Annotated in this window: 8 protein-coding genes (1 of these 8 cut by a window edge); 5 read left to right on the top strand and 3 right to left on the bottom strand. The window is 66.4% G+C overall.

All coding sequences use genetic code 11. The features are described 5' to 3' along the window. Positions 1-355: 355 nt before the first annotated feature. From ACSSVC_RS14865 to ACSSVC_RS14845, 5 genes are all read left to right on the top strand, one after another. Positions 356-544, top strand: coding sequence for a DUF1843 domain-containing protein (locus tag ACSSVC_RS14865; RefSeq protein WP_123724079.1), 189 nt, complete (start codon positions 356-358; stop codon positions 542-544). A gap of 36 nt (positions 545-580) precedes the next feature. Then, positions 581-1,210: a DUF1842 domain-containing protein gene (locus ACSSVC_RS14860; protein ID WP_346631641.1), complete on the top strand. Its 630-nt coding sequence runs from the start codon at positions 581-583 to the stop codon at positions 1,208-1,210. A 51-nt stretch (positions 1,211-1,261) separates the two neighbouring features. Next, positions 1,262-1,870: a DUF1842 domain-containing protein gene (locus ACSSVC_RS14855; RefSeq protein ID WP_346631642.1), complete on the top strand. Its 609-nt coding sequence runs from the start codon at positions 1,262-1,264 to the stop codon at positions 1,868-1,870. 136 nt (positions 1,871-2,006) lie between these two features. Beyond that, positions 2,007-3,473 (top strand): GDL motif peptide-associated radical SAM/SPASM maturase, encoded by a 1,467-nt coding sequence (locus ACSSVC_RS14850; RefSeq protein ID WP_346631643.1) that lies wholly within the window; start codon positions 2,007-2,009, stop codon positions 3,471-3,473. A gap of 225 nt (positions 3,474-3,698) precedes the next feature. Further along, positions 3,699-4,487, top strand: a complete 789-nt coding sequence (locus tag ACSSVC_RS14845; RefSeq protein WP_346631644.1) for a helix-turn-helix transcriptional regulator — start codon at positions 3,699-3,701, stop codon at positions 4,485-4,487. 72 nt (positions 4,488-4,559) lie between these two features. On the opposite strand, the gene ACSSVC_RS14840 is transcribed toward ACSSVC_RS14845, so the two are convergent. The 3 genes from ACSSVC_RS14840 to ACSSVC_RS14830 form a co-directional block, all read right to left on the bottom strand. After that, a complete protein-coding gene (locus ACSSVC_RS14840) occupies positions 4,560-6,518 on the bottom strand; it encodes a MacB family efflux pump subunit (RefSeq protein WP_446440555.1) in 1,959 nt (652 codons plus the stop codon). 2 nt (positions 6,519-6,520) lie between these two features. Then, a complete protein-coding gene (macA, locus tag ACSSVC_RS14835; RefSeq protein ID WP_346631646.1) occupies positions 6,521-7,672 on the bottom strand; it encodes a macrolide transporter subunit MacA in 1,152 nt (383 codons plus the stop codon). Positions 7,673-7,820: 148 nt separating this feature from the next. Beyond that, a protein-coding gene (locus tag ACSSVC_RS14830; RefSeq protein WP_492612453.1) for an amino acid adenylation domain-containing protein crosses the window boundary here: on the bottom strand, positions 7,821-13,552 show its 3' portion. 9,010 nt of this gene lie beyond the right edge of the window; the window shows 5,732 of its 14,742 coding nt (coding positions 9,011-14,742); the start codon falls outside the window, past its right edge — the gene reads right to left on this strand; the stop codon is at positions 7,821-7,823.

Here is a 13,552-nt window from a genome sequence, read left to right as displayed (position 1 = left end):
GATATGTACCCCACCCCCACGCCATAAAAACGAACCCACCAGCGGCCGTGACCGCAGCAACAGATATGCACCCCGTCCCCCTCACCCTAAAGGCAAAACCGCCAGCGGCCACCCCGCATCACCGGATCAGCCCCGCGAAAAAACCCACCCCTCTATCGCCATCCGCAATCACCTCCCCCCCTCCATATCGCCCTTTGGAATGCCCCCCAGCCCCCCCCTCGAACCCCCGTGAATCCACCTGTCGGAAACCCACAAAATCAATGTGCCATTACCCCGCCCTTTCCACCCGCGCTGCTTAACTGCAAAAGCTGCCAAGTACCGCAGCACCCATCCACACCCACGGAAGGCACACGCCATGAGCAATGCATCTCAACATGTGATTCCACCCTACGGGGTGGCAATTCAATCGGCGATCTCCGAAGGCAAGCTGCCCCAGATGAAAGCCCTGTTGGCCAAGCGCGGTCCGAAAGAGTCCGAACCCAAGGATCTGCACAACGCCTACGAACAGCTGGCCAAGGAAGTCGCCCGCCTGGAACAGCACTAGTCGCTGTTTCCCCGTCATTGAATGGAGGCAAAGCATATGTCTGGTTCTATCCCCCAAGAAGGCCTGTTCCCCCTGAGCTATCGCATCGGTACCTCGCAACCCGGGGCCCCAACCCTGATCCTCAATCTGTTGGTCTACACCCCCGAGCAAAGCGTGCGCGGTACTTCGTCCATCACTCAGGCGGTCAATCCGCCCCTGGACCTGCATAGCGAAGTCTGGGGTCAGTACACCTACCTGACGGTCATGCCGCCGAGCACCAGCAAGATCCTCATCACCGCCCAGGGCAATCAGGGCGGACCCGGTTCCAACTCCGTCATCAACTTCAAGCTGCATCTGGTGGTCGGCGAGGACTGGAAGGAAGGCGTGGCCAACTACCAGTACTACAACGGACACAGCTGGGTATCGGTCAATCAGGTCCCCGCCCATCTGCAGGAGCCCGTGCAGTCCAGCACCCTCTCGGCCCCTCACCATGGCCAGCCCAACCGCCCACTGCCGCCGATCTCGGCGCTGTACGCTGCACCGATCCACGGCGCCATCGCCAGCGGCGACCTGGCGCAGATGAAGAGTCTGCACAAGGTGGCCACCCAGCAACTGGAGCAGCTGCCGCTGATCCGCACAGCGCTGGATGCGGCCAAGGCCGAGATCAGCAAGCACGAGCGGCGCTGATTCCGGCCGTCCAGCGAACCTGATGTCTTCCAAAAGATAAGGAGTTGCAGCATGACAATCGGACTGTTCCATACCCGCCTCATCGTCGCCAACCCTGTGATCGGAGGGCCGGTGCTGACCCTGGATCTGCTGGTCAACACGCCGCAGAAAAAAGTCAGCGGCGTGGCCCGGGTGACTCAGAGCACCTCGCCACCGGTGCACTTCCTCGCGGATGTCTGGGGCGACTACTCCCAGGTCAAACTGGACCCCTCCAGTGAAGGCCATATCGTCCTCAACCTGGCCGGTAACCCCAGCGGGCCCACCAGCCAGATCGCCGAGACTTTCCATCTGCAGGGCATTCTCGGCCTCGACTGGGCCAGCGGTTTTGCCAGTTATCGCTACCAGTACCAGGGCCATTGGCATGTGGTCCAGCATGCCGCCGTGAGCCAGGCGCCCGTGGATCAAGCGGCCAGCGCCGAGCTGGCGCCCAAGGACGATCAGCGGCATCTGTACCCGCAGCCGCTGTATGCCGTGGCGCTGCAGCAGGCTCAGAGCAGCGGCGATCTGGCGCGGCTCAAGGCGCTGGTGGCCCAGGGCGAGCAGCAACTGGCCAACAGTGACAACCTGAGCCAGGCGGTGCAGCAGTTGCAGGCGGAAATCAGCCGCCTGGAACGTCGCTGAGTTCAGGCACCCGGGGCCGGCCGACAAGGGTCGGCCCCAGGGTTGCGGTAAACCGATCGCGCCATTGCAACACAAGGAAGGCGCGCCTATTTCGATGGGTTGGTGCCGCGCACCGCTGGGTGCGCAAGGATCTTTCATGTCAGACAGTCTCCCCGTCCGCTACCTCAGCGAAACCGACCTCAAGCGCTATGTGCCGGTGCACGTGGTCTGGGAAATCACCCTCGCCTGCGACCTCAAGTGCCTGCATTGCGGCTCCCGTGCCGGGCATCGGCGCCCCGGCGAGCTGAACACCCAGGAATGCCTGTCGGTGATCGATTCCATCGCCGCCCTGGGCACCCGGGAAGTCACCCTGATCGGCGGCGAAGCCTATTTGCGCAAGGACTGGACGCGGCTGATCCAGGCCATTCACGACCACGGCATGTACGTGGCGATCCAGACCGGCGGACGCAACCTGACCCCGGCCAAGATGCAGGCCGCGGTGGACGCCGGGCTCAATGGCGTCGGCGTGTCCCTGGACGGCCTGGCGCCGCTGCACGACGCAGTGCGCAACGTGCCCGGCTCCTTCGACAAGGCCCTGGACACCCTGCGCCGGGCCAAGCAGGCGGGCCTCAAGGTCAGCGTCAACACCCAGATCGGCGCCGCCACCCTGCCCGACCTGCCGGCCCTGATGGAGCTGATCATCGATGCCGGCGCCAGCCACTGGCAGATCCAGCTGACGGTGGCCATGGGCAACGCCGTGGATCACCCCGAGTTGCTGTTGCAGCCCTATCAATTGCTGGAGGTGATGCCACTGCTGGCGCGCCTGTACCGCGAAGGCGCCGAGCGCGGATTACTGATGAATGTGGGCAACAACATCGGCTACTACGGCCCCTACGAACACATGTGGCGCGGCTTCGGCGACGACCGTGTGCACTGGAGCGGCTGCGCCGCCGGGCAGACGGTGCTGGCCCTGGAAGCCGACGGCACGGTCAAGGGCTGTCCGTCCCTGGCCACGGTCGGTTTCTCCGGCGGCAACGTGCGCAGCATGAGCCTGCACGACATCTGGCACTACAGCGAAGGCATGCACTTCGGCCGCCTGCGCTCGGTGGACGATCTGTGGGGCTACTGCCGCACCTGCTACTACAACGACGTCTGCCGTGGCGGCTGCACCTGGACCTCGCACTCGCTGCTGGGCAAGCCGGGGAACAACCCCTACTGCCATTACCGGACCCTGGACCTGCAGAAAAAAGGCCTGCGCGAGCGCATCGTCAAACTCGAAGACGCCGGCCCGGCCTCGTTCTCGGTGGGCCGCTTCGACCTGATCACCGAGCGCATCGACACCGGCGAGGCAGTCTCCAGCGTCAGCGACAGCGGCCAGGTGATCAAGCTGGCCTGGATCAACCAGGGCCAGGCCTCCCCCGAGGAAGGTCGCATCCCGCCGCGCCTGGCCCTGTGCCGCAGTTGCCTGGAGTACATCCACGCCCATGAAAGCACCTGCCCGCACTGCCACGCCGATGTTGCCGCCGCCGAGGCCCGGCACCAGCAAGACCGGCTGCGCCAGCAGGCGCTGATCAACACCCTGCACCAGCTGCTGGGCATGCCCCAGGAGCAACCGCGCCTGTAACCCCCGCCTGCCCCGCCGCCGCGCCGCCCCAGGCGCGGCGACGGTTGTAGCGGCCCCGCCTGCCGTGCAAGTTTTTGCGCACTTCATCAAACAGCCATCACAACCCTGTACTAGGATACGAGGCGACCCTTTGTCGATCCGCGCAAACAGGAGGTAAATCAAGCGAGCCCCAAACTCGTTGTTATAAGGCAGTCCTTCCACACCTTCACATTCATGGATGAAATGATGAACTCACAAGTACTGTTTCCACACATTGGCAAGGTCATCGCCAGCACCGGCAGCCGCAGTTTCCCGCGCATGCTGCACGACCTGATACTCACCCAACTGGCTGTGGACGCCACTCACATCACCCAACTGCGGGCCGACCCGCAACAGGCCAGCGGCAGAACCGGCAATACCTTGATGCAAAGCCGTCACCCGCTGTACAGCGACCTGCACGCCAGCAACGACCCGCTGCTGCGCGCCGGTTTTCCCGAGCAGCCCGACGAACCCTGCGGCAGCCCGCCACTGCTGCGTCACCGGGGCAACGCGGACCCGGCGCAATTGCACCTGACCGGTCGCAAGGATTCGTATCACTTCGTGCTGTCGGTGTACCGCAGCAGCCAGGCCCAGAGCTTTTCCCCCCAGGAACGCCTGCTGCTGGAGGACATCTCGCCGCTGTTGCTGCCCATGGTGGAAAAACACATCAGCGCCCTGCAGCCGCGCAGCGACTCTGCCGAGCAGGACCGCGCCGCCATCGAGGGCCTGGCGACCTTGCGCCTGCGCTTTGCCGAGCGCCTGGAGCAGTCCGGGCTGCGCCTGTCCAACCGCGAGCTGGAAGTCTGTGTCGGGCTGCTGGCCGGACGCACCGCACCGCAACTGGCCGAGCAGCTCAAGCTCAAGGTCAATACCGTCGAGAGCTACCTCAAGCGTGCCGCCATCAAGCTCGGCATCAGTGGTCGCCACTCCCTGCTGCGCTGGATGTACTCGCCCCAGGAAGACGCGCCGGGCACCAGCGATAGCACGCCGGCCTGATCAGACACCGGCCTTGATCCCGTAACCCCGACCCCGCCGGCCCCAGTGCCGGCGGTTCCGTCTGTGGGCCGGTCAATCCCGGGCCAGGGCCTCGATCGGGTCCAGCCGGGCGGCATTGCGCGCCGGAACGAAGCCGAAGACGATGCCGATCAAGGTCGAACAGGCGAACGCGGTGACGATCGAGCCCATGGAAAACACCATTTCCCATTCCTTGATGAACAGGGTGAACAGGTAACCGATGGCAAACGACAGGGCGATGCCGATGGCCCCGCCGATCAGGCAGACCATCACCGCCTCCACCAGGAACTGCTGGCGGATGTCCGACTGCCGCGCCCCCACCGCCATGCGGATGCCGATCTCCCGGGTTCGCTCGGTCACCGACACCAGCATGATGTTCATCACTCCGATGCCCCCGACCACCAGGGAAATCACAGCGATCAGCGACAACAGCAAGGCCAGGGAGCGGCTGGTGCGCTGCACCGTCTGCATGATGCTGTCGAGGTTGTTGGTGAAGAAGTCCTTGGTGCCGTGACGCTGCACCATGAGTTTCTTCACATGCTCCTCCACCACCTTGCTCGGCTGGCCGTCCTTGATCTTCACGCTGATGCTGTCCAGGTGGCGCTGGCCCAGCACCCGTCCCGCAGCCGTCTCGTAAGGCACCCAGACGTTGAGCAGGTTGCTGGCGGCGAACATGTTCTTGTTCTCGGCGGTGACCCCGATCACCGTACACGGCAAGTTGCCCACCAGGATCACCTGCCCCAGGGGGTCGACGTCCGGGCCGAACAGACGGTTGCGCGTGTTGTGGTCGATCACCACCACCTGGGCCTGGCGCCGGGCATCGTTCTCGCTGAAGGCGATGCCGGCCGCAAGCTTGAGATCGCGGACCTTGAAGTACAGGTGGCTGACGCCGTTGACCGTGGCATTGAGGTCGATATTGCCGTAGCGCAGCAACAGGCTGCGGCCCACCATCGGCGTGGCGCTGTCGACGTAGTACAGCTGGTTCAGGGCCGTCACGTCGGCGGGCATCAGGGTCTGGATCGCCGCCGCCCGGCTGTCGCCGAAACTGGCCCCGGGGAAGATGTCGATGGTGTTGCTGCCGATGGCCTGGATGTCCTTGAGCACATAGCGCTTGGCGCCCTCGCCGATGGCCACGATGGACACCACCGAGGTGATGCCGATGACGATGCCGAGCATGGTCAGCAAAGTGCGCATGCGGTGCGAGACCAGCGCCACCCAGGCCATGACGAAGGCTTCCTTGAACAGCCCGAGGCTGGCCACCAGGCGTCGCGCTCCGGCCGGCCGGGTGCTCACCGGAGCCTGCGTCGGCACCTCTTGCGCCCCGTGCGAATTGACCCGGTCGCTGACGATCTCGCCGTCGTGCACTTCGATGATGCGTTCGGCATTGGCCGCCACCTGAGGGTCGTGGGTGACGATGATCACCGTGTGCCCCAGGGCGTGCAGCTCCTGGAGAATGCCCATCACCTCCTTGCCGCTGTGGCTGTCCAGGGCCCCGGTGGGTTCGTCGGCGAGGATCACTTCGCCGCCGTTCATCAGGGCCCGGGCGATACTCACCCGCTGTTGCTGGCCGCCGGACAACTGGTTGGGCCGGTTGGCCAGGTGCCCGGACAGCCCCAGGCGCGCCAGCAGCTCCCGGGCCCGGCCATGGCGCTTGACTTGCGGGGTGCCGGCGTAGATCGCCGGCATCTCGACGTTGTGCATGGCACTCAAGTGCGGCAGCAAGTGATAACGCTGGAAGATGAAGCCGAAATAGTCCCGGCGCAGCTCCGCCAGGGCCTGATCGTCCAGGTCGCGGGTTTCCTGGCCGTTGACCTTGTAGCTGCCGGCCGTAGCGTAGTCCAGGCAACCGAGGATGTTCATCAGGGTCGACTTGCCGGAGCCCGAGGCCCCGGTGATCGCCAGCATTTCCCCGGCCTGGATGCTCAGGTCGATGTGTTTCAGGGCCAGGAACTCCCGCTCCCCGGCGGTGAAGCTGCGGCTGATGCCCTTGAGCTCCAACAATGGCTGGGTCATGGTCAGGCCCCTGCCGTGCCGGGCACCGGATCACCGATCACCACCTTGTCGCCCTCCGCCAGGCCCTCCTTGATCTGCACCTTGACGTTGTTGTTGATCCCGGTGCTGACGTTGCGCGACTGGGCATGGCCCTTGGCGTCCAGCACCCGCACCGCGAAGCTGCCGTCGGCGTTGCGCGGGCCCAGGGCCGCCACCGGCACCATCAGCACATCCTTGGCGGTATCCAGCACGATGCGCACCTGGGCGGTCATGGCAATGCGCAGCCGGTGGTCCGGGTTGGGCACGTCGAACAGGGCGTTGTAGAACACCGCGGTGTTCTGCTTGGGGGTGCCGGCGGTCTGGGTTTCGAGAAAGTTCTGCGGCGCCGGTTCAGTGCCCCGCAGCTTGGCGTAATAACGCCGCTCGGCTTCGCCGAGGATGGTGAAATACACCTCCTGGCCCGGGGCGATATGGATCACGTCGGCCTCCGAGACCTGGGCCTTGACGGTCATGGTGTCCAGGTCCGCCAGTTTCAGCAGCACCGGCGCCAGCTGGTTGGCAATCACTGTCTGGCCTTCCTGGGTCACCACCCCCACCACATCGCCGTCGATGGGCGCGATGATGCGGGTGTAGGCCAGGTTGACCTTGGCGGTGTCGATCTGGATATGGGCGCTCTTGATCTGCGCGTCCAGGGACAGCAGGTTGGCCCGCTGCACCTCGTAGTTGGACTCGGCCGTCTCGAAATCCTGCTGGGAAATCGACGCGTCCGACTGCAAGTCACGGTAGCGCTCGTAGATGGCCTTGGTTTCCTTGAGCTGGGCCGCGGTGGCGCGGCGCTTGGCTTGCAGGTTTTCCTCGTCCACCTGGGCCTGGCGCAGGGTGTTCTGCAGCACCAACGGATCGATTTCCGCCAGCCACTGGCCCTTCTTCACCTTGTCCCCGACCTTGACCTTGAGCGACTTCAACTGCCCGGAAACCTGGGCCCCGACGTCCACCTGCTTGATGCCCTCCAGCAGGCCCGAGGCCAGGACCGCGTTCTCGATGTCCCCCCGTTCAACCTTGGCGGTCAAGTACTGCGGCGGCTCTGCCGGCGCCTGCACCGTATAGAAAATCAATCCGGCCACAACCACCAGCAACAGCCCCATACCGATTTTGCGAAACTTCGACTTTTCCATAGATGACCACAAGTGCGTTGAGAGCGGGCTCCACCGGCCAGCGGCGAGCCCCCTTACAGAACACCGTGCTGCCGTAGTGAGCGGTGTTCCAGATGAATGAAACGCTGTCAGCCAACGGCGGGCACCCGGCCCGCCGCCGCATCCGGGTTCATGACACAGCCTCCCCCTGGGGCAGCGACTGCCCGTCGCGCCACCAGGCCGCCAGATGCTGGACGTTGGGGGCCTTGAGCAAGCTGAAATGGTTGCCCGGTCCCTGCCACAACCCCAGTTCCGTCACCTGCCGGCGCCAGCCCTGGACCATCGCCTCCTGCTCGCGCAGGTTGCCGGCGGCATCCAGGCGCGGATCGTCCGCCAGCACCAGGCGCACCGGTCCTCGGTAAGGGCGTTGCGGCTGGTAGCGGGTCCGCAGGGCGCTGGCGAAGGTTCGCGCCGGCCCCTGCATCGCCCGCGGATCGGCACGCTGGGACAGCAGGCCGACCCGGACCATGCCGGCATGCAGCAGGTGCATCTGCATGCCGTCGTCCTCGGCGGCAAACAGCTGCGGATCGATGCCCAGGCTCTGGCCGCAGGCCAGTTGCATGGACTCGATCAGCCGCAACAGCGCGGCCGTGCTGGTGTAGGGCCGCCCCACCACGCCGTTGCCTCCCGGGGCCTCGCTGTCGATCAGGGTCAGGGAGGCCACTTCGCGGCCTGCGGCCTGCAAAGCCCCGGCCATCTCGAAGGCGACCCAGCCGCCGAAGGAGTGGCCGATCAGGTGCAGCGGCCCATGAGCAAACTCCTGCTCGATGGCTTGCAGGTAGTAGCGCGCCGCCGCCTCCACCTGGGTGTGAGGCACACCGTGGCCATCCAGGCCCCGAGCCTGCAGGCCGAAGATCGGCCAGTCCGGCCCCAGGGCTTCGGTCAGGCCAATAAAGCCGGTGACGCTGTCGCCGGCCCCCGGCACACAGAAGATCGGCGTCTGCCCGGAGCGCCCGCTCTGGATCCGCAGCAACGGCTGATGGGGCGTTGCCCCGGTGCCGGCAGCGACCCGGGCCTGCTCGATGGCCTGGCTCATGGCCTGGCCCAGCTCATGGATGTTCGGCGCCTTCATCATGCTCAGGTGATCCCCGGGCACGCTGATGCAGTGCAGGCGTTTGCCCGGCAGCACCTCGCCCCAGCCCAGGGTCGGGCTGCGCCGGGACAGCTCGGTGGGCCGCTGGGCGGCGCAGAACAGGTGCACCGGCACGCCGATCGGGTGCAGGCGGTAATGGGCCAACGCATGGCCGTGGGCCACCTCGCGGTCCAGGTAATGCCCCAGCGTCTCGGGAGCCGCGCTTGCCAGTTGCTCGAACAGCAGGCCCTGTTCCCGGCAACGTTGCAGCAGGCCGGGGAAGTCCAGGCTGTGCAGTTCCTGGCGCAGCTGTTCGACGACGGCCAGCGGTTGCACTCCCGCCGCGCCCTGGGCGCTCCAGTAGGCGCTGCACTGCAACAGCAGGTGCTGCTTGCGGGCATCATTTGCGGACCAGCGCGCCTTGCCCTGGTCGGTCAGGCGTGGCACATAGCTGTCGATCAGGCCGAGGAACTCCACCTGCTGATCCTGCCCCAGCAACTGCTGGGCGATCTCATAGGCCAGCACCCCACCGAAGGACCAGCCCGCCAGGCGATACGGCCCTTCGGGCTGGACCCGACGCATGACCTCCAGCAAGCGTGTGGCCAGACACTCCAGGGTGCGCAACTGCGGCTGGCCAATGGCGATACCCGGCAGGCCGTAGATGGGGAAGTCCCCTTCCAGGTGCTGCCCCAGTGCCGGGAAGTAGGCGTCCAGGCCGGTGAACTCATGCACCAGGAACAGGGCCGGACCGCTGCCGCCGCTGCGCACCGTGACCCACTCGGGGTCCTGTTGCGGGGTCGCCGGGCGCGCCTCCAGCAAACGCGCCATGGCGGCCACGCTGGGGTGCTGGAACAACTGCGCCAGGCTCACTTCGAGCCCGGCCTGTTGCAGGCGGTTGATCAGTTGGATCGCCAGCAGCGAATGCCCGCCGTGTTCGAAGAAGTGCTCGTGGCGCCCTACTTGATCAAGTTTCAGCACCTGCGCCCAATGGGCCGCCAGGGTCTGCTCCAGGGGCGTTTGCGCCGCTTCAAAACACGCCGTGACCTGCGCCGCGGGCGTCGGTGCCGGCAGCGCATTGCGGTCCAGCTTGCCGTTGTTGGTCAGGGGCAGCGCCTCCAGACGCACATAGGCCTGGGGCACCATGTACTCCGGCAGTTGCTCCAGCAGGTGGTTGCGCAAGGCTTCGACGGCCGGCTCCGGCACCTGTGGCTGCACGCTGTAGTAGGCCACCAGACGCAAGTCCCCGGGCGCCTCCTCGCGCACCAGGACCACCCCATCGCGCAATCCGGGGAAGCTCGCCAGACGCGCTTCGATCTCCCCCGGTTCGATACGCAAACCACGGATCTTCACCTGCTGGTCGTTGCGCCCGAGGCATTCCAGCAGACCGTTCTCCTGCCAGCGCCCCAGGTCGCCGGTGCGGTACATCAGGGGTTCGGGCTCAGAGCTGAACGTTTCAGTGCTGAAGGGATCGGGGAGGAACTTCTCGGCGCTCAGCTCAGGCCGATTCAAGTAGCCCTTGGCCACGCCCTGGCCGCCGATGTAGATCTCTCCCACCACGCCGATGGGCAGCGGCTGGCCCTGGGCATCGAGGATGTAGACGCTGGTGTTGGACAGCGGCCGGCCGATGGGCACGCTGTCGGCGTCGGCCGCCAGGGCCTCGGGCTCATGGGTCACCGCGAAGGTGGTGGTTTCCGTCGGTCCGTAGCCATTCACCAGACGCAGGCCGGGCACCTCGGCCTGCATCCGCCGGAAGGCCACCGGGTCGGCCCGCTCACCGCCGCACAGGAGCATGCGCAGGCCACTGAACGCCTGGGGCATCAGCTGCACGTACTGGTTGAACAGGCTGGTGGTGAGAAACAGCAGCGTGACTCCGCAGGCCTTCAGCAACCCGGCGAAGGCCTCGGGGTCCAGCAGCGTCTGGTGGTCCACCACCACGACCCGGCCGCCGTTGAGCAAGGGCCCCCAGACGTCCATGGTGCTGGCGTCGAAGGCCGGGTTGGAGGCAAAGGCCACCCGGTCCCCGGGGTTGAAATCGGCGTAGCCGTTGTTGATCACCAACCGGGTGATGGCCCGGTGCGGCACCAGCACGCCCTTGGGCACGCCCGTGGAGCCGGAGGTGTACATGATGTAGGCCACCGCCTCGGAGGACTGGGCCAGGGCCGGGTTGTGCCCCGGCAAGCGGTCCAGGCGCAGGCGATCCAGCTCCACCCGCAGCAGCTGCGCCCCCAGCTGTGGGTCACCCGGCGGCGCCACCTCGGGGGCCACCGCCGCGTGCGCAAGCAGCACCCTGGCGCCGCTGTCCTGGAGCATGAACACCTGGCGTTCGGCGGGGGCGTTGATGTCCAGCGGCACATAGGCCGCGCCGCACTTGCTGGCCGCCAACTGCGCCAGCAAAAGGTCCAGGGAGCGTGGCAACAGCAGCGCCACCCTGTCCCCCGGCTGGACCCCGAGCCCCAGCAAGTGATGGGCCAGCTGATTGGCCCGGGTATTGAGCCGGGCATAACTCAGCACTTGCTCGCCATGGACCGCCGCCACCTGCTGGGGATGGGCCAGCACCTGTTCCTCGAAGCGCTGGTCCAGGGTCTGCCGGCGTGGATAGTCGCGGACGGTGGCGTTGAAGTTCACCAGCACCTGCTGACGCTCGGCAGCCGGCAGCACCGGCACTTGGCCGATGGCCAGATCGGGCGTCTGCTCCAGGGCCTGCAGCAGGTTTTCCAGGGCCTCGTGCAGGTAGTTGCAAATGCGCCGGGCATCGATGCCCGCCACCACGGCGGTGAGCATGAAGCCATCCCCCAGGTCGTCGATGCTCAGGGTCAGGGGGTAGTTGCTGCGCTCCTGGGCATTGAGCAACTGCACGCCCTCCCAGGCAGCGCCGGCTTGCCCGGACAGGCCGGCCGACGGCGCGCTGTGACGGTAGTTGAGCAGGCTGCTGAACAGCGGCGTACCCGCCTCCACTGCGCTGCAACGCTGCACCAGGGCCAGGGGCGCCTGTTCATGGCCCAGCAGTTGCGCCAGGCGTTCATGGGTGGCCAGCAGCGCATTGCGCACCGGCAGGTCCCCCAGATCCACCCGCAACGGCAAGGTGTTGATGAACACCCCCAGGGCCCGTTCGGCGCCCTCGCCGCCCTGCATCCGTCCCAGCAGCACGGTACCGAATACCACCTGCTGCTGGTTCGCCAGGCAGCCCAGGACCCGGCCCCAGGCCAGGTGCATCAGGCTCGCCGCGCTGACCCCCAACTGCCGCGCCTGCAAACGCAGGCGCCGGCTCAACAGGCGGTCCAGGGGTTGGCGCGCCTCGCTGAGCGGCGCGCTGGCGCCCTGCACTTCCTGCAAGCCCAGGGGCAGGGTCGGTTGCTGGATATCACCGAGCATCTCGCGGAAGAAGGCTTCATGTTCCGCTTCGCCGATACCCAGTCGGGCCTGGGCCACGTAGTTGCGATAGGGCACGGCGTCACCCAGCCGCTGCTGCTGACCGAGGAGGAAGGCCTGCAGTTCATGCTGCAGCACCTCAAGCGCCACGTGATCCATCACCAGGTGATGGAACAGCAACAGCGCCACCAGCCGCTGGTTGACCGGGTCCCGGGCGTAGACCAGGCGCAACAGCGGCGCCCGGGCAATGTCCAGGCGATAGTGCGTGCTGTGAAAGCGCGCCTGCAACTGACCGAGGATGTCGCCCTGACCCGGGTCGAGGACGATTTCCTCACCCTCCAGGGGCGCCTGGCGCCAGACCACTTGCAGCGGCTCGTCCAGCCCTTCCCAGAGCACCGCGCTGCGCAGGATGTCGTTGCGTTCGATCACCCCCTGCAAGGCCCGGGCAAAGGTTTGCAGGCGTGGCACCGTGTCGAAGGCAAACTGCGCCTGCAACACATAGGGGTCGCCCTGGCCGGCGGCCAGATGGTGAAACAGGATGCCGGCCTGCAACGGCGCCAGGGGGTAGATGTCCTGGACGTTGGCGGTGCCGCCGGGAACCGTGGCCACCACCCGATCGATGGCCGCCTGATCCAGCGTCAGCAACGGCAGCAGCTCAGGGGTGATGCGCGGGCAGTCGCGGTAGATCAGGTTGGCCGGCACCTGCACTTCACGGCCACGGCCCACGGCGGCGGCCAGGGCCGCCAGGGTCGGCTGGCCAAACAGCACCCGCACATCGGCCGAGAGCCCGGCCCGGCGCATGCGGCCGATCAGGCTCACCGCCAGCAGTGAGTGGCCGCCCAGTTCGAAGAAATGATCGTGACGCCCCACCCGCTCGACATTGAGCAACTCGGCCCAGAGCCCGGCCAGGAGGATTTCCACTTCGCCCACCGGCGCCTCGTACTCGCGCACGCTGGCCGCCTCCAGCCCCGGAACCGGCAGGTCCTTGCGCGCCAGCTTGCCGTTGGGGCTCAAGGGCAGCGCCTCCAGGTGCACGAACAGCGCCGGCACCATGTAGTCCGGCAGGTGCTCCAACAGCGCCTGACGCAACTGCTCCACGGCCAGGGCCGGGTGCCCGGCGGCGCAGGTGTAGTAGGCCACCAGGCGCAGATCCCCGGGCACGTCTTCCCGGGCCAGGACCACCGCTTCCTTGACCCCGTCCAGCTGGGTCAGGCGGGCCTGGATTTCCCCCAGTTCGATGCGCAGGCCACGGATTTTCACCTGATCGTCGTTGCGCCCCAGGTACTCGAGAGTACCGTCGGCCCGATAACGGCCCAGGTCGCCGGTGCGGTAAATGCGCGCGCCGGGGGCATCGCTGAACGGGTCCTTGAGGAAGCGCTCGGCGGTCAGCTCATCTCGATTGAGGTATCCCCGGGCCACCT

The sequence above is a fragment of the Pseudomonas sp. E1BtOHC1 genome (assembly GCF_058744285.1).
The sequence above is the reverse complement of the archived record's forward strand: the minus strand, read 5'-3'. Positions and strand labels throughout refer to the sequence as shown.